The 21,710-nt window shown below is 68.1% G+C and carries 18 protein-coding genes and 2 tRNA genes; 15 read left to right on the top strand and 5 right to left on the bottom strand.

What is annotated here, in order from left to right; genetic code table 11:
* Positions 1 to 188 precede the first annotated feature (188 nt).
* The 3 genes from Q0066_RS04040 to Q0066_RS04030 all read left to right on the top strand — a co-directional run bounded on the left by Q0066_RS04040 (position 189) and on the right by Q0066_RS04030 (position 1,857).
* Positions 189 to 944 carry a class I SAM-dependent methyltransferase gene (locus Q0066_RS04040; protein WP_298130291.1) on the top strand — a complete coding sequence of 252 codons (756 nt, stop codon included), beginning with the start codon at positions 189 to 191 and terminating at the stop codon, positions 942 to 944.
* Positions 945 to 1,018: 74 nt separating this feature from the next.
* Positions 1,019 to 1,094 (top strand) — tRNA-Glu (locus tag Q0066_RS04035).
* Between the two features lie 151 nt (positions 1,095 to 1,245).
* On the top strand, positions 1,246 to 1,857 hold the full coding sequence (locus tag Q0066_RS04030) for a DNA-3-methyladenine glycosylase I (protein ID WP_298130289.1): 612 nt from the start codon (positions 1,246 to 1,248) through the stop codon (positions 1,855 to 1,857).
* A 21-nt stretch (positions 1,858 to 1,878) separates the two neighbouring features.
* Here Q0066_RS04030 and Q0066_RS04025 read toward each other — a convergent pair whose 3' ends face one another.
* Positions 1,879 to 3,195, bottom strand: a complete 1,317-nt coding sequence (locus Q0066_RS04025) for an SH3 domain-containing protein (protein ID WP_298130287.1) — start codon at positions 3,193 to 3,195, stop codon at positions 1,879 to 1,881.
* Positions 3,196 to 3,459: 264 nt separating this feature from the next.
* On the opposite strand from Q0066_RS04025, the gene Q0066_RS04020 reads away from it, so the two are divergent.
* Positions 3,460 to 3,813, top strand: a complete 354-nt coding sequence (locus Q0066_RS04020; protein WP_298130286.1) for a metallopeptidase family protein — start codon at positions 3,460 to 3,462, stop codon at positions 3,811 to 3,813.
* A 188-nt stretch (positions 3,814 to 4,001) separates the two neighbouring features.
* On the opposite strand, the gene Q0066_RS04015 is transcribed toward Q0066_RS04020, so the two are convergent.
* Positions 4,002 to 4,679, bottom strand: coding sequence for a hypothetical protein (locus tag Q0066_RS04015; RefSeq protein WP_298130283.1), 678 nt, complete (start codon positions 4,677 to 4,679; stop codon positions 4,002 to 4,004).
* 115 nt (positions 4,680 to 4,794) lie between these two features.
* Here Q0066_RS04015 and Q0066_RS04010 point away from each other — a divergent pair.
* The 4 genes from Q0066_RS04010 (at position 4,795) to Q0066_RS03995 (ending at position 9,033) form a co-directional block, all read left to right on the top strand.
* Positions 4,795 to 4,867, top strand: a tRNA-Lys gene (locus Q0066_RS04010).
* Between the two features lie 356 nt (positions 4,868 to 5,223).
* Positions 5,224 to 6,804, top strand: coding sequence for a TrkA C-terminal domain-containing protein (locus tag Q0066_RS04005; RefSeq protein WP_298130281.1), 1,581 nt, complete (start codon positions 5,224 to 5,226; stop codon positions 6,802 to 6,804).
* Positions 6,805 to 6,911: 107 nt separating this feature from the next.
* Positions 6,912 to 7,796, top strand: a complete 885-nt coding sequence (locus tag Q0066_RS04000) for a VOC family protein (RefSeq protein WP_298130280.1) — start codon at positions 6,912 to 6,914, stop codon at positions 7,794 to 7,796.
* A 133-nt stretch (positions 7,797 to 7,929) separates the two neighbouring features.
* Positions 7,930 to 9,033 (top strand): acyl-CoA desaturase, encoded by a 1,104-nt coding sequence (locus Q0066_RS03995; protein WP_298130279.1) that lies wholly within the window; start codon positions 7,930 to 7,932, stop codon positions 9,031 to 9,033.
* Between the two features lie 397 nt (positions 9,034 to 9,430).
* On the opposite strand, the gene Q0066_RS03990 is transcribed toward Q0066_RS03995, so the two are convergent.
* Entirely contained in the window at positions 9,431 to 9,634 is a 204-nt protein-coding gene (locus Q0066_RS03990; RefSeq protein WP_298130278.1) for a cold-shock protein, read from the bottom strand.
* A 408-nt stretch (positions 9,635 to 10,042) separates the two neighbouring features.
* Between Q0066_RS03990 and Q0066_RS03985 the strand changes: the two genes are divergently transcribed.
* Entirely contained in the window at positions 10,043 to 11,512 is a 1,470-nt protein-coding gene (locus Q0066_RS03985) for a DEAD/DEAH box helicase (protein WP_298130276.1), read from the top strand.
* Here Q0066_RS03985 and Q0066_RS03980 read toward each other — a convergent pair.
* On the bottom strand, positions 11,395 to 12,234 hold the full coding sequence (locus tag Q0066_RS03980) for a hypothetical protein (RefSeq protein ID WP_298130273.1): 840 nt from the start codon (positions 12,232 to 12,234) through the stop codon (positions 11,395 to 11,397). The two genes, Q0066_RS03985 and Q0066_RS03980, sit on opposite strands and share 118 nt — an antisense overlap.
* Before the next feature lie 118 nt (positions 12,235 to 12,352).
* Here Q0066_RS03980 and Q0066_RS03975 point away from each other — a divergent pair, with 118 nt between their 5' ends.
* From Q0066_RS03975 to Q0066_RS03955, 5 genes are all read left to right on the top strand, one after another.
* Positions 12,353 to 14,302, top strand: a complete 1,950-nt coding sequence (locus Q0066_RS03975) for a sensor histidine kinase (RefSeq protein WP_298130295.1) — start codon at positions 12,353 to 12,355, stop codon at positions 14,300 to 14,302.
* Complete coding sequence (locus Q0066_RS03970) at positions 14,299 to 14,952, top strand: response regulator transcription factor (RefSeq protein WP_298130272.1); 654 nt, start codon at positions 14,299 to 14,301, stop codon at positions 14,950 to 14,952. Before Q0066_RS03975 ends, Q0066_RS03970 begins: the two co-directional genes overlap by 4 nt.
* Before the next feature lie 107 nt (positions 14,953 to 15,059).
* The gene (locus tag Q0066_RS03965) at positions 15,060 to 17,798 is read left to right on the top strand and encodes a DHA2 family efflux MFS transporter permease subunit (protein ID WP_298130270.1); all 2,739 of its coding nucleotides are present in this window, start codon (positions 15,060 to 15,062) and stop codon (positions 17,796 to 17,798) included.
* Complete coding sequence (locus tag Q0066_RS03960; protein ID WP_298130268.1) at positions 17,798 to 18,385, top strand: TetR/AcrR family transcriptional regulator; 588 nt, start codon at positions 17,798 to 17,800, stop codon at positions 18,383 to 18,385. The genes Q0066_RS03965 and Q0066_RS03960 overlap by 1 nt, the downstream gene beginning before the upstream one ends.
* A gap of 300 nt (positions 18,386 to 18,685) precedes the next feature.
* Positions 18,686 to 19,528, top strand: a complete 843-nt coding sequence (locus tag Q0066_RS03955; protein ID WP_298130267.1) for a 2-dehydropantoate 2-reductase N-terminal domain-containing protein — start codon at positions 18,686 to 18,688, stop codon at positions 19,526 to 19,528.
* A gap of 104 nt (positions 19,529 to 19,632) precedes the next feature.
* Here the strand turns inward: Q0066_RS03955 and Q0066_RS03950 are convergent, their stop codons facing one another.
* Positions 19,633 to 20,532: a hypothetical protein gene (locus Q0066_RS03950; protein WP_298130266.1), complete on the bottom strand. Its 900-nt coding sequence runs from the start codon at positions 20,530 to 20,532 to the stop codon at positions 19,633 to 19,635.
* A 214-nt stretch (positions 20,533 to 20,746) separates the two neighbouring features.
* Between Q0066_RS03950 and Q0066_RS03945 the strand changes: the two genes are divergently transcribed.
* Entirely contained in the window at positions 20,747 to 21,490 is a 744-nt protein-coding gene (locus tag Q0066_RS03945) for an excalibur calcium-binding domain-containing protein (RefSeq protein ID WP_366521496.1), read from the top strand.
* The last annotated feature ends 220 nt before the right edge of the window (positions 21,491 to 21,710 follow it).

The raw sequence follows: 21,710 nt of genomic DNA, 5'->3' as shown, positions 1-21,710 counted from the left end.
CGCGACCTCCGCCGTGACAGGGCGGCGCGCTAACCAACTGCGCCACGGGGCCTTGACAGGCCTCACCGGTCGTTCCCGACCGGCTTCGAAACTATAACAGCCCCTAGCGGTGGCGTGGAAATCGGCACGTGCCGCGACCGATGAGAGCCCGAGCATCGTCCGAGGCCTCGACCAGCGATACTCAACAGATGACTGCCACGTTCGACGAACTGATCCGGCTCGGGGCGTCCGCGGACGTCACCGGCTGGGACTTCTCCTGGCTGGACGGCCACGCCACCGAGGAGCGCCCGCCCTGGGGCTATGCCCGGCAGCTCGCCGATCGGCTGCGGACCGCGTCCGCCTCGCTCGATCTTCAGACCGGCGGTGGCGAGGTGCTGGCGCAGGCTGAGCGCTATCCGCCGGTCGCGGTGGCGACCGAATCGTGGCCACCCAACGTGCAGCGCGCCACGCAACTGCTGCATCCGCGCGGTGTGGTCGTCGTCGGCGATCCGGATGAACCGCCGCTGCCGTTCGGTGACGAGGCGTTCGACCTGGTCACCAGCCGGCACCCGGCCACTATCTGGTGGGGCGAGATCGCCAGGGTGCTACAGCATGGCGGCCGCTACTTCGCTCAGCACGTCGGGCCGGCCAGCGCCCTCGAGTTGATCGAGTTCTTCCTCGGCCCGCAACCGGACGCATGGCGCTGGCGGCACCCCGACGACGAGTCGGCGGCCGCAAGGGCCGCCGGTCTCGAGGTCGTCGATCTGCGGACGGCGACGCTGCGGATCGAGATCTTCGATGTCGCCGCCGTGGTCTACCTGCTCCGCAAGGTGATCTGGTGGGTGCCCGGGTTCACGGTGGAGAAGTACCGCGACAGGCTCCGCGAACTGCACGATCTGATCCAGCGCGAGGGCACGTTCGTCGCGCACTCCAGCCGTCACCTGATCGAGGCCCGGCGCCCATGACCGCCTCGCGGATCGAGCCAGCACGCCGCACGTTTGGGCGCACCATCGTCGGCCCGGTATGGTTCTTCGGTCAGGTCCCCATCGTCTAGCGGCCTAGGACACCGCCCTTTCAAGGCGGCAGCGCGGGTTCGAATCCCGTTGGGGATGCCAGCAGTCCATTCCACGCTGGCCGACCTCGTCGGCCGGAATGCCCGCAGGGTGGGCCAATCACTGCCCGTCCGGGTGTGTTCTCGCACTGTCAGTGGCGCCCGGCATGATTGGGGACGCCTGGGCGACGCTCAGCAGTGAGGAGGATGCTCCAATGGCCGATGACCTGGTGGTTGCCGCGGACGGGGCGCCGCGCTGCGCCTGGAGCGCGATGGCTCCGGAGTTCCCCCGCTACCACGACACCGAGTGGGGCTTTCCGGTCGCCGACGACGTCCGGTTGTTCGAGAAGCTGTGCTTGGAGGGCTTTCAGTCCGGGCTGAGTTGGCGAACGATCCTGGTCAAGCGAGAAGCGTTCCGGGCCGCATTCGCCGGTTTCGACATCGCCCGCGTCGCATCCTTCGGCCAAGCCGATGTCGAACGGCTCCTCGCCGACGCGGGCATCGTCCGGCACCGCGGCAAGATCGAAGCCGCCATCAACAACGCGCAGCGGGCCGGCGAACTCGTCGACAGCAGGGGATCGCTGGCTGCCTACCTGTGGAGCTTCGAGCCGGCGCCCGACGAAGTCAGCGAGCCGCAGACGATGTCCACCTCACCGACCTCGATCGCGCTGTCGAAGGACCTGAAGAAGCGTGGTTGGAAGTTCGTCGGCCCGACGACCGTGTTCGCGTTCATGCAGGCGATGGGTCTGGTCAACGACCACGCGCGTGGCTGCGCCACCAGAGCAGAGGTTGCGAGCGCACGGGCAGCGTTCACCGCACCCGCGTAGCGGGGCCCGACCAGCGCGGCACTAGTTCGCGTAGACCGAGACGTGCACGTGGTCGTAGTGGTTGGCGGTGACGCCGCCCCGGTCCTCCATCTTTCGCCAGCCCTTGGTGAAGTCGAGATTTCGTTCCACATTCCAATTGCGCTGTCGCCAGATCAGGTAGTGCACGTGCAGCTTCTTGTAGTTCTCCTGCAGGTAGCGGGCGACCTTGTCGCCGAGCGCCTTGCCGGACGAGGAGGAGTATTTGGGGATCATGATGTCGAGGGCCAGCCCGTTGGGATGATCGGAGGAGTAACTGCTCGACATCCGCCAGCCGTACATGGTCTTGATCGCCGGGAACTCGGTGCGGATCAGCCGGACGATCGCCTTCACGTGGGCGTGGGTGCGGTCGAGACTCTCGCTGCCCAAGCTGCCGTCCTCGTCGGCGGCGCCGGGCTTGATCGTCGTCAGGTAGCTCGTGTATGCCCACCGTGCCGCGCCGCCGAAGATCACCTGTGTGCGGCTCTTCGCGGTCTTGCCGGTGATCGACAACATCATCCCCTGGGTCGCGGAGCCCACCACTTTGCCGTCGGCGGCCGAGGTGGCACGAATATTGACCTCGTCGACATTGACGTAGCGCTTGCCGGTGGCCTTCGGCAGCGTGGGTGCGCCCTTCCCGACCGTCGCCAGATAGCCGGTGAGCACCCAGTAGTTGCCGTCCTTGCGAACGATCTGTGAATAGCTGCCCGAATGGGTGCCGGTGAGCGACACCTCGGTGCCGGACTTCAGGTTGCCCGCCGACTTCGCGTCGATCTCGGCGGCCGTTCGCATCGCCAGGACGGCGGTCGTCTTCGCCCTGTAGGCGATCTCCGGCTCCGGGTCGGGCTCCGGCTCCGGGTCGGGGTCGGAAGCCGGTGCGAGGTAGTTGCCCGAGAGCCAGTTCTTCGCGCCGTCCACGATGACCTCGACGAACCGCTCCGAAGTGCGGCCGGTGGTCGCCACCTTGGTGCCCTTGGGCAGCACCTTGACGACCGCGGAATCGAGACTGGGCTCGGTGCGAAGGTTGAGGTCGGCAGTGGTCACCATGGCGGTGCCGGTCTCGTCATCGGGGACCGGCGCGGTGGTGGCCTTCAGATAGTTCGCCGACACGTAAGCCGTCTTGCCGCGGTAGCCCACCTTCACCCAGCCGCCGGACGCCACCGCGCCGCTGACGGCGTCCCCGGCGGCGAGGACGCCGAGGACCGGGTACGAGGTGCCGGGTCCGGAGCGGACGTTGACCGCACCGATGGTCACGTAGGCCGTTGCCGCAGCCGCGTTCGGGGAGAAGACGAGCCCGCCCAAGGTCAGGGTGAGGCCGGTCATCGCGGCCACCGCAACTCGTATGGCGGTGTTGGTCCGGGAAGCCATGGCGTCCTCTCGCTTGACGGTCGGGATCCCGCAGCGGGTTGAGCGGCGCAGGCCGTTGCGCCGTCAGTTGCCTGAGATTTCGCAGGACTCTAGCTAGACCGGCCCCGATCGGACAGCTGGCCAACGAACTGAGTGGCGCTCTACAAGTCGACGCGCCGGGGTTTGGCGAATAGTTAGGGATCGAGTTGCGCTCGACTCGGCGTCTCTACAGTGGGGTTCATGCCGGTGGAGATGAGCGAGGAGCGGTTCGGCGAACTGGTGGATGCCGCGCTCGACCTGATCCCCGAGCGACTGGCCTCCATGGTGCAGAACTGTGTCGTCGTCATCGAGGATCGCGCACCCGAGCCGGACGCCGACCTACTCGGTTACTACGACGGAATCCCGTTGTCAGAGCGTGATTCCTGGTACTCGGGCGTGCTGCCGGACCGGATCGTCATCTTCCGGGACGCCATCCTCGACATCTGCGCCGACGAGGACGAAGTGGTCGAAGAGGTCCGAATCACGGTATGGCACGAGGTGGCCCACTACTTCGGCATCGACGACGACCATCTCGATGAACTGGGCTACGCCTGAGAATTGGTTGTGCTCTCGGCCGTACCGGTCCGAGGAATCCTGAAGAGACCTTGAGTGCAGGTTGAGAGATAGCCGAGGTCCCGATGGTCGAGTCTGTCGAGACCCAGTTCAGCGACACCCTTGGTCGAGCTTGTCGAGACCACTTCAGCCGTCGTTGGTCGAGCTTGTAGAGACGCCATATCCACGCCTCACTCCGACTGCACCATCCAGGAGCGGCTTCGGCTCGACACCCATGTCTCAGCGGTGCCGAGCGATTCGTCCGGCACCCAGCCTGCCTGCAGATCAGCACGTGCCAGGGGAGTGGCCAGCGTGTACTCGGTGAGTTGCGCAGCCTGATCGGCCGTGACCGTCACCGGTATGCATTGCACCTTGCCACGCACCGTATTCGCGGCCAACGTGTCGATCACTTCCGCCTCGAAGCCGGGCGCGGCGAGGGCGAGCGGACGCCCCGCCCGTTGTGCTTTCTCCAGCAGTGGCAGCGCTTCCCGGATCGTGGCCAGTGGCGCGGCGCACAGTGCCACCAGGGGGTCGGAGCCCACCGCCCAGCCGCTGACGACGTCCGTGACGAAGCGGTCATCGGAGACGCCGGCCTTGATGCCGGGCGACGAGTTCACGGCGATCTTGAGATCGGCGCGTTGCCGATCGGAAAGGTCGGACCCCGGCAAACCGGTCGGACGCGTCCGGGCTTCGAGTTCGCTCAGGTACTGCGGCGGCTCCGCGGTGGGCTCGAAGCGCGGAATGTCCCGGTTCGGCGGGGCGGTCATGGCGGCATCGCGCTCACGGGTCTTGCGGCGGTCGTCCAAAGCGCCGTAGATCACCACAGCGATCCCGGCGACGAGGATCAACGCGATGCCCCACCAGTCCATGGGGCCAGTGTGCCCGGCCCCTGTGTGAACATGGGGTCGCCCGTCGGCTACGGCCTGGTCGGTCGTGGCGATCCGCAGGCGGCGCGGACGGTAGAGTGAGCACGCGCTGCGGCGCGGGCCTATAGCTCAATTGGCAGAGCAGCGGACTTTTAATCCGCGGGTTCTGGGTTCGATTCCCAGTGGGCCCACCTAGTTCTCGGCCGGCGGATGATCCACTGCTGCGACGGCGGGTCAGCTGATCGACCTGCCCGTGGTGCAATCGTGGACGAGACTCGCGACCAGGTCCTGCTCGTCCCGGTGGCGGCTGTCGGTGATCGTTGGGAGGTCTACCAACATCCCTAGTACTGCGCGAGCTGTTCCAAGACTGACTTTTCCGGTCTTCCCACGCCCGTCCCAGCCCGTCGATAGGCTGACAATGCACCGGCTGGAGAACCGGTTCGAGGCCCGGGATCCGGAACCCGGACTCGGATCGCGAGTGTGGTGAGAACCCACGCCGAGTCCCCGCCGACGGCACTCCACCCGCCTTCCCAGCCGAGGACGACCGATGTTCGCGCTGCTTGCGCAGTTCCCGATGCTCTTCTTCGCCATGTTGCTGGTGCTTGGCGCACTACTGGGCCAGATCCGGGTTGCGGGCGCCACGCTCGGCCCGGCAGCGGTGCTGTTCGTGGCCCTCGGCATGACCGCATGGGGTATCACTCAAGGTGTTGAACTGACCGTTCCCGAGGTGCTGGGCACGTTCGGCCTGATCCTGTTCACCTACACGGTCGGCATCATCTCCGGACCCAACTTCTTCGGCTCGCTGCGGCGCGGCTGGCCGGTGATGCTCACCACGGTGGCCTGCGTCGCGGTCGCCGCGATCGTGGCGGCGCTCGGCGGCAAGGCTCTCGGCCTGCCCAACCCGGTGATCGCCGGCACTTACGCCGGTGCGCTGACCAATACGCCGGCACTGGCCGCGGCCAGCCAGGCGGCGGGGGAGACGCAGCTGCCCGCGGTCGGCTACTCGATCAGCTACCTGTGGGGTGTGATCGGCATGATGCTGGCCACCGCGTGGGCGCTGCGCCGAGGTGCCCGTGACAACGCTTCGGCCGCCCCGCGGCTCGAGCAGCGCACCGTCCGGGTCGACCGGGCTGCGGGCCCCACGGTGGGCCAGTTACTCAAGAACCACGCCGGCGCGGTCACCGTGACCCGGGTCAAGCACGCCACCGGGCCGATGGTGGTGGCCTCGTCCGACGAACCGCTCGACCAGGGCGACCTGATCAGTGTGATCGGCCCGCCCGACGAACTGGCCGCTGTCACCGCCGAACTCGGGCACATCTCGTCGGTGGACATCATCGGCGACCGGACCGACCTCGACTCGAACCGGGTGACGCTGTCGTCGGCGACGTTCGCCGGTCACCGGCTGGACGAGTTGGGCCTGGGTGCCCGCTTCGGCGCGCATGTCTCCCGCGTCCGACGAGGGGACGTGGACATGATCCCCACCCCGGACTTCGTGCTGCAGTTGGGCGACCGGCTGCGGGTCGTCGCTCCGCGCGACCAGATGCGTCCGCTGCGCGCCTACCTGGGCGACTCGGAGCGCGGCTTCTCCGACATCAACCCGCTCGGCCTGGCGCTCGGGCTGACCGTCGGAATCGGAATCGGAATGATCCCGATTCCGCTGCCCACCGGTACCTTCACCCTCGGCTCGGCGGCCGGAACGCTGCTCGCCGGCCTGGTGTTCGCCAGGATCGGACGCGTTGGCCCCATCCCGATCTCGATGCCGACCGCTGCCGCGCACGCGCTGTCCGCGCTCGGCGTGCTGGTCTTCCTCGCCTATGCCGGCACCAAGGCGGGCCTGCTGTTCGCCGAGGCGGTGTCGTCCAACCTGGGCTGGAAGGTGGCGCTGCTCGGCTTCGTCGTCACCATCGCCGCCGCCGCGGCATTACTGCTGGCCGGACGGCTGCAGCGCACGGACTGGGTTCAACTCGCCGGACAACTCGGTGGCGCCCAGACCCAGCCGGCGCTGCTCGCCTTCGCCAACACCCGTTCCAGCTTCGACACCCGGGTGTCGCTGGGCTACGCCCTGGTCTACCCGGCCGCCATGGTCGGCAAGATCCTGCTCGCCCAGTTGCTGGTGCTGCTGGGCTGAAGCCGAAAGATAGGGCTGAAGCCGAAAGATGGGGCTGAAGCCCAAAGGTAGGGTCGAGAACCAGTCATCCCGGCTGAGCGGGACACCACCGACGAGAGGACCCGATCATGCAGCGGATCGTTCCGAACCTCTGGTTCGACCACAACGCGGCCGAGGCTGCCGACTTCTACACCGCCGCCTTCGGTGACGCCCGGGTCGTCGAAACCGTGCGATACCCGAGCGAGGGGCTGCTTGACTTCCAGACCGAGTTCGCCGGCCAGGTGCTCACTGTGGAGTTCGAGATCGGCGGCTACCGGTTCATCGGCATCAACGCCGGGTCTGAGTTCCGGCCGAACCCGTCGGTGTCGTTCTTCGTCAACTTCGATCCGTCGGTCGACGCCGACGCGCGGCAGCATCTCGACGAGTTGTGGGCTGCCTTGTCCGAGGGTGGCAAGGCGCTGATGCCGCTGCAGGAGTATCCGTTCAGCCCGCACTACGGCTGGATCGAGGACCGCTACGGCGTCAGCTGGCAGCTGATGCTGACCAACGCCGACGGCGAGCCGCGTCCGTTCATCATTCCCAGCGTCATGTTCGGCTACACCGCACAGGGCCGCGCAGCCGAAGCCATCGAGTACTACACCTCGGTGTTCGGCGGACGCGTCGGCTCGGTGGTGCCCTACCCGGCCGAGGCTGGTCCGATGGCCGCCCAGGTCATGTTCGGCGACTTCCAGTTGCTCGACCAGTGGTTCGCCACCATGGACGCCGCCGACCAGGACTTCACCTTCAGCTGCGGCGTCTCGCTGATGGTGTACTGCGACGGGCAGGACGAACTCGACCACTACTGGTCGCAACTCAGCGCCGTCCCGGCCGCCGAACAGTGCGGCTGGTGCGCGGACAAGTTCGGCCTGTCCTGGCAGCTGATCCCGGCCAACCTCGGCGAGCTGATGGCCAAGCCGGACGCCTACGACAAGCTGATGGGCATGAAGAAGATCGAGATCGCGGCGTTCGGCTGATCAGTCGGTCCACCTATCGGACAGCCATCCCGCCGTTTGTATCCATCGCTACCTACGATCCCGTAGGATTGAGGCAGCTGTTCTCGAGCTGCCGCCCGGGTCTCTCTGAATGAACGGTCAGGAGAGAGACTGCATGTCGGCCACTGATGCCCCCGCGCCCGTTCGTCCGAACCGCGGAGTCGCGGCCCGTGTCGAATGGGAGCGTCGCACCAACAGCTTCACGCAACTCGCCCAACAGGTCCGCGCCGCCGACCTCAACGCCCGGACTCCGGGCTTCTACTTGGTGTTGTTCGGTGGCCTGGTCGCCGTCCTCGCCGCAAGCCTGGCCGGCATGGTGCTGCTCGGCGACTCCTGGTTCCAGCTGCTGATCGCCGCCGTCCTGGGCCTCCTGTTCACTCAGTTCGCGTTCCTCGGTCACGAGGCGTCGCACCGTCAGGTGTTCGCCTCAGGCCCGGCCAACGATCGCTTCGGACGCCTGCTGGCCACCGTCTTCGTCGGCATCAGCTACGCCTGGTGGATGACCAAGCACACTCGGCACCACGGCAACCCGAACCAGATCGGACGCGACCCCGACATCGCGCCCGGCTGGGTGTCGTTCACCGATGAGGACGCCGTATTCGCCACCGGGTTCCGGGCCTGGATCACCCGCCGACAAGGGTGGTTGTTCTACCCGCTGATGCTTCTGCTGGGGCTCGACCTGCATCAGGCGTCGATCCGCCGGCTGTTCCGGCCCGGCAAGCTCGACGGCCGTGCCACCGAACTGGCACTGATCGGTACCCGGTTCGCGCTCTACCTGGGGCTGGTGTTCTGGGTGATGCCGCTCGGCATGGCGTTCGCGTTCCTGGCGGTGCAGGTCGGCGTGTTCGGCCTCTACATGGGCATCAGCTTCGCGCCCAACCACATCGGCATGCCGATCGTGCCGCACGGCGCGAAACTCGACTTCCTGGACAAGCAGGTGCTCACCTCGCGCAACGTGTCCGGCGGGTGGTGGGCGACCGCACTGATGGGCGGGCTCAACTACCAGATCGAGCACCATCTGTTCCCGGGGATGCCACGGCCACATTTGCGGCAGGCACGACTTCTGGTGCGTGAGCATTGCCGGGCGCACGGCGTCCCGTATGTGGAGAACAATCTCGGAGCGGCGCTGACCATCGTGGTCCGCTACATCAACGACGTCGGATGGGCCGCCCGGCACAGCTTCAGCTGCCCGGCAGCGGCGAGCATGGGCCGCGGCTGAGGCCGCCATCACGGACTCTCGCCGTCGGACGTGGGGTAGTGCGTCGTCATCCCGGGCTCCGACCCGGGATCTCTGATGCGGTCGTGTAGACGGCCCGGAGATCCCGGCGTTCGCCGGGATGACGGGGTTGGCCGGCTGACGGGGTTGGCCGGCTGACGCGGGTTGGCCGGCTGACGGGGTTGGCCGGCTGACGCGGGTTGGCCGGCTGACGCGGGTTGGCCGGCTGACGTGCGGTGGCGCCTCACTCCGGGCTCCGAACCCGAACCTCAGTGTTGCCGCCGTCCGGAGATCCCGGCGTTCGCCGGGATGACGTTGACCCGTTCGGCCGACGTCATGGGGGTGTGAGGGCATGGAAATGGGGACGGGCGAAAGCCCGTCCCCATTGTCAGCTCAGGGTTCAGAGCGCCCGAATGTTGGCGGCCTGCATGCCCTTCTGACCACGCTCGGTGTCGAACTCGACCTGCTGGCCTTCGAACAGGTCGCGGCGGCCGCGGCCCTCGATCGCGGTGAAATGAGCGAAGACGTCGGCGGAGCCGTCGTCCGGGGCGATGAAGCCAAAGCCCTTCTCGGAGTTGAACCATTTGACAGTGCCAGTGGCCATGTCGGTATTTCCTTCTTTGTTGCGCGGGCCGCGATTTGCGGTCCTATTGACCACTCCGACGGCGCCGGGGTGGGAAATCGTGGTGGGCGGCTGGGGTGCCGCATTGGATAGTCGTGGTGTTCCGGTAAGCCGGTTGACCGGTTGGTCAGGCTCACCGACCAGCAGCGCTTCCGGAGTGCTGTGGGATCGGGGTGCCGATCTGCGCGAATGCGTTCACGCGTTCCCTAAGCCTATCACCCCTGACGGGGCTCGATTCCCACCCCGGCGGGTGACTGTGCGATGATGGTGTGCAGGGCGCGACAGTCGCAGCCCAGCATCGCACCACTTTCCGCACCGCGCCGGCGCATCGCTGACGAACGCGAGCGGACCTTGGACCGTGGTGAACCTTCTTCGAAAGCAGTCCTTTTCGTGTCACGACATGAATCCGCCCCGACCTTCGCGTCGCTGGGCGTCCCTTCCGTGCTGGTCGCTCCGCTGAGCGGACGCGGCATCACCGAACCCTTCCCGATCCAGCAGGCGACCCTGCCCGACACCCTCGCCGGCCGAGACGTCCTGGGCCGCGGCCGCACCGGGTCCGGCAAGACGCTGGCCTTCGCCCTGCCGCTGGTGGCCAGGTTGGCCCGGCTGGTGCCGTCGGCGTCCGGCATCGCACCGCGGACCCGTCCGGGTGCCCCGCGGGGTCTGGTGCTGGCGCCCACCCGTGAGCTGGCCAACCAGATCCTGGAAACCCTCGAACCGCTGGCGAAAGCTGCCGGGCTACGGGTGATGACCATCTTCGGTGGTGTCGGCCAGGCCCGCCAGGTGCAGCAGTTGCGGGCCGGCGCCGACATCGTGGTGGCCACCCCGGGCCGTCTTGAGGACCTGATCGGCCAGGGCCATGCCCGGCTCGACGCGGTCGCCGTGACGGTGCTGGACGAGGCCGACCACATGGCCGACCTGGGCTTCCTGCCCGCCGTCACCCGCATTCTCACCGCAACCCCGGGCGGGGGACAGCGGCTGCTGTTCTCGGCCACCCTCGACAACGGCATCGACAAGCTGGTGAAGCGCTTCCTGGTGCGTCCGCTGGTGCACAGCGTGGACAGCGCCGAGTCGCCGGTCACCGCGATGACCCACCACGTCTTCCTGGTGCCGGACGCCACTCAGAAGCGAGCCATCGTCCGCGAGCTGGCCGGAGGTGCGTCACGGCGGCTGCTGTTCACCCGGACCAAGCATCAGGCCCGCCGGCTGGCCCGCGAGCTGACCGCGGACGGCGTCCCGGCCGTCGAACTGCACGGCAACCTGTCGCAGAACGCCCGCGAGCGGGGCCTCAAGGCCTTCGCCGACGGACGGGTCCGCGTCATGGTGGCCACCGACATCGCGGCCCGCGGGATTCACGTCGACGAGGTCGACCTGGTGGTGCACGTCGATCCGCCCGCCGAGCACAAGGCGTACCTGCACCGCTCCGGACGCACCGCGCGTGCCGGCAACGACGGCGACGTCGTCACCCTGGTGCTGCCCGAGCAGCGCCGCGACTTCGCGTCGCTGGCGCGGGCCGCCAAGATCAGCGTGCAGCCGACCCCGGTGCGTGCGGGCGACCGCCAGGTCGTCGCCGTGTCCGGTGAGGCCGCCGAACCCGTTGCGGCAGGGCAGATCCCCAGCGAGGCCGCCCAGATCGTCGTCGACGACCACCGCTCCGGCGGCAATGGCCGCGGCGGTCGCTCGGGAGGCGGGCGGTCGAACCGCCGTAGCTCCGGCTCGGGTTCCGGTCAGCGCGCCGGGGGTCAGCCCCGGACGTCCGGCCCGTCGGTCGGCAGCCGGAGCGATGCCGTGGTGCAGCTCTCCCGGCAGGGCTCCGGACGCCGTCGCCGGCGTCCGGGATCGACCCGGCTGTCGGCCTGAGGGTCGCCCTGACGGACCGCGACCCGCTCGAGCCGGATGCCCAGAACGGCCATCCAGACCCAGCCGAGGATCATCGCCAGCTCGGTCACCGGGAAGAACAGCGGTGCGAAGACGGTGGCCACTCCGAGCGCTCCCAGCGCAGCGACGACGACGGTGAAGACGAGCAGTCCGCGTCCGACCAGCCCAGTGCGGCGCAATAGCACCGCAGCGCAGCCGAACTGTGCCGTCCGGGCCAGGCCGGCGACGGCGATCGCCACCGGAAGGACGCCGTCGAGTGCCTTGATCACGGCGCCGGTGGCGGTGCTCGCATCCAGCGCGCCGATGGTCGCAACGATCGACGACGTCACCGACGCGGACGCGAACAGCGCCAGATCGAGCAGACCGGCGGCGAACATCGTCACCGTGAGTGCCCCACCTGCCCGGCGCAGTGTGGCCGTCAGGCCACCCAGGAACATCAGCACGAACGGCATCGGCAGCAGGAACAGCATGGTGCTGACCGCCAGCTGCCAGGCGTTGTCGCGGAACCCGGCGGCGGCCTGCAGCGGGGACGCGTCGAAGGCCGGATGCGTGGTGGAAAGGAACCAGGCGGCGAAGCCGATCGCCGCGGCGTAGATCATTGCTGCGAGCGGGCCGCCACGGAGTAGCAGGCGCTCGTCGGCGCCGATGGGCAGGGTGCCGGCGGGCGTGGTCGCGGCCGGCGCGTCGAGGACCGAAGTGTTCATGGCCGGAAGTCTCAGCCGGGAGGCGTCCCGTCCGCCTGAGGCCGATGCACCGATTCAAGTCGGGACATCGCGTCCCATGACAGTGGGACGCGGGCTGGGCCACGATGAGCGCGTGCGCATGATCGCCGGGGTGCTGGCCGTGGTCGCCGGACTGGCCGGCAGCGTCCTGCACGCCGTGAACAGCGCGGCCGGACGCGGCTTCGAGCCGTCCTTCTGGCTCGTTCTCGCCCTCGCGTCGATCGCCTTCGGGTCGGTCGGGACCATGCTGGCCACCCGCTCCACGGTGCGCCGGATACCTGCACTGATGGTCGCCACCGGGCTCGGCCAGGGGTTGGGTCTGCTCTGCATGGAGTACGCGATCCTCGGTCCGATGCCGGGGGCCCCGCTCGCGCTGTGGCTGGCGACCTGGCTGTGGGCGCCGTCGCTGTTCCTGTCGGCGACGGTGCTTCCGCTGCTGCTTCCGGACGGCCTGCTCGCCTCGCCGCGCTGGCGTCCGGCCTTGTGGGCGGCCTGGTTGGTGCTCGCCGCGCATGTCGTGATCTGGGCGGTGACACCGTATGAGGCGCAGTTCCCGCCGATCCGGGTCCGTGACCTGGTCAACCCGATCGGCCAGCAGTGGGCGACCGACCCGGCCCTGCAGATCGGCCTGGCGGTGGCGACCGCGGCGGTGGTGGCAGCGGCCCTGGCGTCGGTGGCGATGCGCTGGCGGAGCTCGGCCGGAGACGCCCGCCAGCAGCTCAAATGGCTGGTGTTCGGTGCCGGGGCGGCGGTGGCCCTGTTCGCGGCGGGCGCGGCAGCCCCGCAGCCGTGGGGTGAGCTGCTGGTCGGTGCTGCTGCGCTGCCGGTGCCGCTCACGGCGGGCGTGGCAGCGTTGCGGCATCGGCTCTGGGACGTCGACCTGGCGATCTCGATCGGGCTGCGGTACGCGCTGCTGTCGGCGTCCGTGGTGGTCGTGTACACGATGGTGACGTCGGTGTGGGCTGCCTCCAGTAGCGCTCCCGCGGTCGCCGCCGCGGTGGTCGCCGTGGTGCTGCTGCCCCTGCACGACGGGCTCCGGCGCCTGGTCAACCGGCTGGTCCACGGCGAGCGTGACGATCCCGACACGGCACTGGCGCTGCTGGGTGCCCGGCTCGAGGCGACGGGCGATCCGGTGGAGGTCGCCGACGCGCTGCTGCCCGAGGTGGTGGCCCGACTGGCCGGGTTGTTGCGGTCGCGGTACGTGGCTCTGGAACTTGCTGACGGCACGGTGATCCGGCACGGCGAGGCGGCCGTGAGCGAGCGGATCGTGCTGCGCTATGCCGGGCGTGAGGTGGGCGTCCTGGACTTGGCGGCCCGGCAGCGCTCGCGGGCGGAACGCCACCGGCTCGAGCGAGTAGCCGAGCAGGCCTCGGTCGCCGTCCATTCGGTGCTTGCGACCCGCGAGGCACGACGCTCCAGGCAACTGGTGGTCGCCGCCCGCGAAGAGGAGCGCCGCAGGTTGCGCTGGGATCTGCACGACGGCGTCGCGCCGCTGCTGGCCGGGCTCGCGCTGCAAGCCGAGACCGCTCGCGACCTGGTGGACACCGATCCGGGAACCACACGGGTGATCCTCGACCGGCTGGTGCCGAACCTGACCGCCGCCGTCGGCGACGTCCGGGCGATCGTGCATGAGCTGCGACCGCCCGCCCTGGACGAACTCGGCCTGGCCGGTGCCGTCCGCGAACTGGCCGCACGATTCGACCGTCCGGTGCAGCGGGTCGAGGTCATCGTCGACGACGTGGACGGACTGTCCGCGGCGGTCGACCTGGCTGCCTACCGGATCGTCGCCGAGGGGCTGAACAACGCCGTCCGGCACGCGAGGGCCGCGCGGATCGAGGTGAGGCTCGCCCGCGCGGAGGACGGGCTGGTCGTGCGGATCGCCGACGATGGCCGCGGACTGCCGGCCGTGGCCGGTGGTGGTGTCGGCCTGGACTCGATGCGTGCCCGCGCCGACGAGCTGGGTGGGCGGTTCGACGTGACCGCGGCCGCGGGTGGCGGAACCGTGGTGACCGCGATCCTGCCGCTCGAGATGGGAGACGATGAGCCATGACCCTGCGCGTGCTGGTGGTGGACGACCACCCGCTCTATCGCGACGGACTGGTCACCGCGATCTCGACCATGCCCGAGGTGGACGTGGTCGGCACCGCGGCCGACGGTCTCGAGGCGATCGCCGAGGCTGCCCGGCTGACTCCGGACGTGGTCGTGATGGATCTGCACATGCCGCGGTTGAACGGCATCGAGGCGACCAGGCGGATCGTCGCCGGCCAGCCCGCGGTGGCGGTGCTGGTGCTGACCATGCTGGACGGCGACGACTCGGTATTCGCGGCGATGCGGGCCGGCGCCCGCGGCTATCTGGTCAAAGGCGCCGACCGGCAGGAGATCCGGCAGGCGCTGGACGCCGTCGCGCGCGGCGGCGTCGTGTTCAGTGCCGGCATTGCGACCCGTGTGCTCGGCTTCTTCGCCGGTGGCGGAAGCTCGCCGGCCGTGCCGTTCCCCGAACTCACCGAGCGTGAGCGCGAGATCCTCGACCTGGTGGCCCGTGGCCTGACCAACACCGAGATCGCCAGCCGCCTGGTGCTGTCGCCCAAGACGGTGCGGAACCACGTCAGCAACGTCTTCGGCAAGCTGCAGGTCGCCAGCCGAGCAGAAGCAGTGGCCCAGGCCCGGGACGCCGGCCTCGGCGGTTCGCGCCGAAGCTAGGGGGCGAACCCGGGTCGGCCCGAAGTCTTGCATTCCTGCAAAAATGCGCTACCGTAACTTTGCGCTGCCGCAAAGACGGCAGCGTTTCGCATGCGTAGGAGGTTCCTGTGGCTACAGCCACCATCGAACGCCCGGTCCCGGCAGAGCAGGCGTCCGAGCCACTGATGAGCCATCGCCAGATCATGTTGGTGATCTACGGCTTGATGGCCGGCATGTTCCTCAGCGCGCTCGACCAGACCATCGTCGGTACAGCCATCCGGACCATCGGCGACGACCTGCACGGCCTCGATCAGCAGGCCTGGGTGACCACGGCGTACCTGATCGCCGCCACCGTCACCACGCCGCTGTACGGCAAGCTCTCCGACCAGTTCGGACGCCGTCCGCTGTTCATCACCAGCATCGGCATCTTCATCCTCGGCTCACTGCTGTCGAGCTTTGCGACCTCGATGGTCGGCCTGGCGGCCTTCCGGGCCTTCCAGGGCCTCGGCGCCGGCGGCCTGATGTCGCTGCCGCTAGCGATTCTCGGCGACATCCTCGCGCCCCGTGAGCGCGCCCGGTACCAGGGCTTCTTCCTGGCGACCTTCGGGTTGGCGTCCGTGATTGGCCCCCTGGTCGGTGGACTGTTCGCCGGTGCCGACACGATCCTGTGGATCAGCGGCTGGCGCTGGGTGTTCCTGGTCAACGTGCCGGTCGGCGTGGTCGCGCTGCTGATGGTGATCGCGTTCCTGCACGTGCCGCACGACCGGCACGGCAGCCCCCGGATCGACTGGTGGGGCGCCACTCTGGTCGTCGGCACGCTGGCGCCGCTGCTGCTGGTCGCCGAGCAGGGCCGCGAATGGGGTTGGACTTCCGCGGCGTCGATCAGCTGCTACGTGATCGGTGCGGTCGGCCTACTCGCCTTCATTCTGGTCGAACGGGCGATGGGGACCGACGCGATCATTCCGCTGCGGCTGTTCCAGAAGTCGGCCTTCTCGATCACCACGGTGCTCAGCATCCTGGTCGGCTTCGGCATGTTCGGCGCGATGCTGACCATTCCGCTCTACCTGCAGATCGTGACCGGGCTGAACCCGACCGAGTCGGGCTTCGCGACGTTGCCGATGATGGCGGGGCTGATGATCGCCTCGATCGGGTCGGGGCAGATCATCTCCCGCACCGGCAAGTACGGCATCTTCCCGATCACCGGCACCGGCACCACTGCCGCCGGCTTCCTGATCCTGACCTTCCTCACCCCGGACAAGCCGCTGTGGTTCCTGATGATCGCGATGTTCGTGGTCGGCCTGGGGCTGGGTCAGCTGATGCAGACGCTGACGCTGGCCGTCCAGGCGGCTGCCGAGCCGCGCGACATCGGGGTGGCGACCAGCTCGTCCACGTTCTTCCGGCAGATCGGTGGCACCCTCGGTACGGCGATCATGCTGTCGCTGCTGTTCAGCCTGCTGCCGGGCAACATCGTCAACTCGCTGGCCGACAAGCAGACGGTCACTGACGCCCTGGACGCCGCGCTCGACCCGGCGGTGGCGTCCGCGCCGAACAACGCCGCGATCATGGAGAAGATGTGGAACCCGATCACGGACAAGATCAAGTCCGAGATCGACGACAAGCTCTCCGACGCCACCAAAGAGGTCAAGGACAAGGTGAAAGCCGCCGTCCGTGAGAAGGTTGCGGACGCCGTCCACAAGAATGCTGCGAAGGGCGCCGGCAAGCTGGCAGACGGCGTCTCCCAGGTCGCGCTCGGGCTGGACAAGCTCAGCACCGGCACCGGTGCGTTCGTCGGCGGCGTCGGCCAGATCGGGACGGCGGCGCACCAGTTGGCCACCGGCACCGACAAGCTGGCCACCGGAATGGACGGGCTGGCCGGCGGCCTGACGAAGCTCGGGGCGGCCGAGAAGGTCGCGGCCGGGCAGGCGAAGAAGGCGACGTCCGACTTCAACCAGCTCAAGGCGGCGATGACCACCATGGGTACCGATCAGAAGGCCTGCACGGACGGCGACGACAGCGCCTGCGACAAGCTGACGGCCGATCAGGACGACGTCACCAAGGCGATGACCGCGTTGGCGATCAGCGTCAACACCACCAGCGGCTACCTCAACGGCGGTGGCGGCAAGCCGGGACTGGCCGATGGGTTGTCGTCGGCGGCGTCCGGCTCGAAGCAACTGGCGTCCGGCCTGCACCAGCTGGCCTCCGGCACCGGGAAGCTCGCCGACGGTGTCACCACCGCGGCCGACAAGGGTGGTCAGCTGACCACCGGGACGAAGGCCGCGGCCACCGGCACGGCGAAGTTGAGCACGGGCGCGCGGCAGCTGTCGAAGATCGAGAAACTGATCAACCAGAAGGTCGCCGAGCTGGTGCCCGAGGCAGAGAAGAAGGCGCTGAAGAAGGTCGCCGAAGAGAAGCACTTCAGCGTGATCGACGGACGGCTGGCGGTCGACTACAGCGATCCGGTGCAGCGCCAGGCGATCATCGACCAGATCGCACCCGAGTTGACCGACGCCATCAAGAAGGGCGACACCGGTGACGTGAAGACCGACACCAGTGCCAGCGACACCTCCTTCCTGAGCGGTGCCGATCCGCGGCTGACCAAGCCGTTCCTGGAGGGCTTCAACGCCTCGGTGATCACCATCTACTGGGTCGGGCTAGGCGTGATGCTGCTCGCCTTCGTGATCACCTGGTTCTTCCGGGTGCCACCGCTGCGGCTGCGCTCGGCGCTGGAGGAGCGGACGGCCGCTGCGGCTGCCGCCGCTGGTTCCGGCGACGCCGCGGACTCGCCGGAGCAGCCGGAATCGCTGCCGGAGGAAGCGGAGTCGGGCGAGAATGAGTCCGATCAGGCGACAGAACAGAGGGACCAGTGATGGGCGAGGCAACCGCAGAGCGGGCCTGCCTCGGACTGCGTGAGCGGAAGAAGCGGGCCACCCGCGAGGCGTTGCACACCGTCGCATTGCGGCTCGTCTCCGAACGCGGACCCGACGACGTCACGGTGGAGGAGATCTGCGACGAGGTGGGCGTCTCGCCGCGGACCTTCTTCAACTATTTCCCGACCAAGCTCGCTGCGGCGTTCGACCTGCAGTTGGTGCGGGTTTCCGACGAGGACGCCGAAAGGTTCCTCGCCGGGGGTTCCCCGGTGGTCGTCGACGTGTGCGAGTTGGTCGGCCGCAACGTGACGCTGCCGAGTGACTTCCCACGGATCAAGGAGATGCTCCGCGGCCACCCCGAGCTCTCGATGGGTTTCTGGCAACAGAACATGCAGCGGTTGAAGCCGTTCCTGCCCCTCATCCAGCAGCGGACCGACGACGCCCACGCGGCGCGAGTGGTCTTCGGCATCGTGGTCACCGCGGTGATGTCGGCGATGACCAGGGTCGACGCCTCCGAAGCCGAACCGGGCGAGCGACTGCACGCCGAGGTGCGGGCCATGCGCGAGCTGATCGACGAGGTCGAGTAGCAAATCTCCGTTGGGCGACCTCGAAGCCCGGCCCCGCTGGTTGAGCTTGTCGAAACCCCTATGGGCGGCGAGCTACAGGGTCTCGCCAAGCACGACCGCTGATACCCGGCGCCCTCGGGCGGCCATCAGTCTGATATCGACCCCAGAGTGGATGTCTAGGTGCCTGAATCCCGACTGCCCGCACCGGCGAGTGCAATCGGGGCCAGCGACTGTGGCGTCGATCTCAGACTGATCGCCGGTAGCGCAGCCGTTGGGCCTCACCCGGCCGGAGCCGCGAGTGGTGTTGGGTACGTTGTGAGCGTGAGGATCGCAGTCCTGGGCGTCGGTGGCATCGGTTCGACCTTCGCCGCCCAACTCGCCGGCGCCGGCCACGACGTCACCGTCATCGCCCGCAACCGCCGCCTCGAACAGGTCAGCCGCGACGGTGGAATCCGGACGCCCGACGGTGTCGTCGCCACCACCGTGGCAGGCGGACTGCCCAACGATGTCGACTTCGACCTGATTCTCGTGACGGTGCTCGCCCACCAGGTGACGCCGCTGCTGCCTCGGCTCACAGCGAGCCGCGGACGCACCGTGATGTTCATGTTCAACACGTTCGACTCGCTCTCGACGCTGCGGGACGCGGTAGGGGACCGGTTCGCGTTCGGCTTCCCCGCGATCGCCGCGCAGATCGACGCGGACGGCGTCCTGCGCGCCAGCATTCAGAGCCGGGGCGTGCTCACCACCGTCACCGACGCGAAGTGGGCGGAGGTATTCACCGCGGCCGGCATCCCGGCGGTCACCACGTCCGACATGGAGAGCTGGCTGCGCAGCCACGCGGCGTTCGCCGCACCGTTTATGATCACGGTCGCCGAGGCACACCGCGCACAACGGGGAATCTCCTGGTCGCGGGCGCGGGAGCTGGCCGCAGCGAAGGACGAGGCGTTCGCCCTCGTCCGCGAACTCGGCAACGAGATCATTCCAGCCATGCACGCCGTCGTCGGCAAGGTGCCCACGATTCTGACCGCGGGACTGCTGTGGGCTCCGAGCCGTGTACCTGCGGCACGGGCCTCCGGTGCCGCCGGGGAGGCCGAGCCTCGCGCGTTGATCGCTGCGATGGTGGCAGCTGCGAACGGTGATCTGCCCGCACTCGGCCGAGTCTGACCTGTGGATCTTGCCGATCGACCAGCAACTTTTCGCCCGGGCATCGGCGGCTCACCGCGACCCCGAGCGGGGGACAGCGGCGGTCGAGACTCAGGTGGGGGCAGTCAAGCGGTGGCCGCGTCCAAGTGAGCTTGAGCGAGTTCGCGTGACGAATCGGTCAAGGCCCGGATGAGGAGCTGCGTCTGATCCCTGGGAGGGGAACTGAGCCGGCGCAAACCCTCCAGTCCGGCGACCAGTTCGCGCTCGATCTCGTTACGCCGCCTGCGGTGCGGGGCGAGCGCCGTGTTCAGTTCACCCAGAAACGTCACGTCCGTTGGGTCGAATTGGAAACCCTGGGCACACGCTTCCCGCCAATTGAGCAGAGCGCCACATAGGGATGGACCGAACCCTGGTAGATCCTCGATTGAGCTGCGACGAATGTCGGCGGCGGAGCGAATACCGTGGGACGCCAAAGTGGCCTTCCTGGCGGGTCCCAACCCGGCCACTTTCGCATCGTCGACGCGATAGCGAGCCAGGTATGTGCGCAGTTGCCGCTCGCGAGCTTTGCGTTCGCACGCCTGCCCGGCCTGCCGTTCTTGACCAGGCACCTTGACCTGGTATTCCTCACTAAGAGATGCCAGGCGTTTCCTCAGCGCAAAGAACCCGCCAGGCCCGAGCGTGTCGGCCCGCTCGACCAGAGCGAGGTGGGCGCGCCGCGCCTCATCGAGACGGGCGAGGCGCATCGCAGCTTCGCGTTCGTGTGCCCGGCTGCCGACGAGTGTCCAAAACCCGAAGCCGCCCGCCGCCAGGAGTGGGATCCAGAGGAGTTGCCCGCCGGCGATGGCCAGCACGATGCCCACCGCCCCGATGCCGACCCAAACCCACGGCACGATGCGCCCGACCCGACTGGAGGGTGACTCCGCGGGCAGTATCGGCTGCTCAGGACCGCATGACGCATAGACCGGTTCGGGCGGACGAACCGTTTCGACGTCACGCCAATAGGCGTCGAGTGAAAAGGCTGCCATCTGGCCATTGTGCAGCATCACACCACTGGCGTGCGGCTGCTTCGATCGCCTTGCCCGAGAGCAGTCGGACGGCGCCGTGCATTCAGCTATGCCAGAGCGAGATCTATCGCGGGACTTCGGAACTTCTCAGACTGCTGCCCTACTCTGTGGCTTTGCGGCGAAGTGGAGCGCGGTTGCGTCTGCCGCCGGGATTGGCGAGCGGGAGAACATGTAGGTGGAGACGGACGGCAAGCGATTACAGGACAGGTTGCCCGGCTGGTACCCGGACGAGACTCGACCGGCGATGCTTCGATGGTGGGACGGTCGACAGTGGAGTTCCTATTCCACTCCGGCTCCGGCGAAGGCCAGCCAGCGCGCGGCGCTCGCGCAGTTGCCGCACGGTGCTCCTCTGCCTCGGAAGAGGCGACGGGTTGCGACGGTTCTACTCAGCGGGCTTGCGGCCGTTCTCGGACTGGGTGGGCTCGCGTCCACAGGCCAAACAGGTCCTGCCAGTCTGCCCGCCCAGAGCACCTCCGCCTCGGCGGCGCCCGCGCCGTCTGCCCCCTCCGTAGCTTCGTCGCCCTCGACAACTCCAACCGGCTTGCCGGCCGATGACTTCGATTCGCCGGGCGGGGCCGACGAGAAGCCCACAATCACCAAGAAGACGGTCGTGGTCAAGTACAAGACCGTTGAACGGAAAGACCCATCGCTCGCGGCCGGCAAGCGGAAGGTTACTACCAAAGGCAGGAATGGCAAGCGAGTCGACACCTACGAAGACGGCGTGAAAGTTTCGTCGAAGGTGGTGACGAAACCCATTAACCGGGTCGTCGTGGTCGGTACGAAGAAGTCCAAACCCAAGTTCGTCTATTACCGCAACTGTTCCGCGGCACGCGCTGCAGGGGCAGCGCCGGTCTACCGCGGCGAACCGGGCTATGGACGCCATCTGGACCGTGACGGTGACGGGGTCGGCTGCGAGTAGCTGCGCTGGGTGGGGCCGGCGACGTGGCGGACCTCAACTAGCCTCGACTGAACTGTTGGTTACGAGGTCCGTACCGGTCCCCAACTCGCAAGTACGTCGATACCCGACTTGACACAACTGTGTAGACCCCTACACACTAGTCCGAGTGTCAGGCGGGCCGAAGGCCGTCGGTTAACTCCGGGTTCGTGGGTCCGAGGTTCGATTCCTCGCTGGTGAAAGC

Origin of the sequence: Micropruina sp., from assembly GCF_027492755.1 — a bacterium.
GTDB lineage: Bacteria > Actinomycetota > Actinomycetes > Propionibacteriales > Propionibacteriaceae > Micropruina.
This window is presented reverse-complemented; position numbering and strand designations above follow the sequence as displayed.

Bases quoted from the DNA above. Each gene is read 5' to 3' on its own strand.
- Q0066_RS04015 (WP_298130283.1), bottom strand. From the start codon at position 4,679: ATGGACTGGTGGGGCATCGCGTTGATCCTCGTCGCCGGGATCGCTGTG.
- Q0066_RS04025 (WP_298130287.1), bottom strand. From the start codon at position 3,195: ATGACCGGCCTCACCCTGACCTTGGGCGGGCTCGTCTTCTCCCCGAAC.
- Q0066_RS03975 (WP_298130295.1), top strand. From the start codon at position 12,353: ATGATCGCCGGGGTGCTGGCCGTGGTCGCCGGACTGGCCGGCAGCGTC.
- Q0066_RS03990 (WP_298130278.1), bottom strand. From the start codon at position 9,634: ATGGCCACTGGCACTGTCAAATGGTTCAACTCCGAGAAGGGCTTTGGC.
- Q0066_RS03980 (WP_298130273.1), bottom strand. From the start codon at position 12,234: ATGAACACTTCGGTCCTCGACGCGCCGGCCGCGACCACGCCCGCCGGC.
- Q0066_RS04000 (WP_298130280.1), top strand. From the start codon at position 6,912: ATGCAGCGGATCGTTCCGAACCTCTGGTTCGACCACAACGCGGCCGAG.
- Q0066_RS03950 (WP_298130266.1), bottom strand. From the start codon at position 20,532: ATGGCAGCCTTTTCACTCGACGCCTATTGGCGTGACGTCGAAACGGTT.
- Q0066_RS04020 (WP_298130286.1), top strand. From the start codon at position 3,460: ATGCCGGTGGAGATGAGCGAGGAGCGGTTCGGCGAACTGGTGGATGCC.
- Q0066_RS03970 (WP_298130272.1), top strand. From the start codon at position 14,299: ATGACCCTGCGCGTGCTGGTGGTGGACGACCACCCGCTCTATCGCGAC.
- Q0066_RS04005 (WP_298130281.1), top strand. From the start codon at position 5,224: ATGTTCGCGCTGCTTGCGCAGTTCCCGATGCTCTTCTTCGCCATGTTG.
- Q0066_RS04030 (WP_298130289.1), top strand. From the start codon at position 1,246: ATGGCCGATGACCTGGTGGTTGCCGCGGACGGGGCGCCGCGCTGCGCC.
- Q0066_RS04040 (WP_298130291.1), top strand. From the start codon at position 189: ATGACTGCCACGTTCGACGAACTGATCCGGCTCGGGGCGTCCGCGGAC.
- Q0066_RS03995 (WP_298130279.1), top strand. From the start codon at position 7,930: ATGTCGGCCACTGATGCCCCCGCGCCCGTTCGTCCGAACCGCGGAGTC.
- Q0066_RS03960 (WP_298130268.1), top strand. From the start codon at position 17,798: ATGGGCGAGGCAACCGCAGAGCGGGCCTGCCTCGGACTGCGTGAGCGG.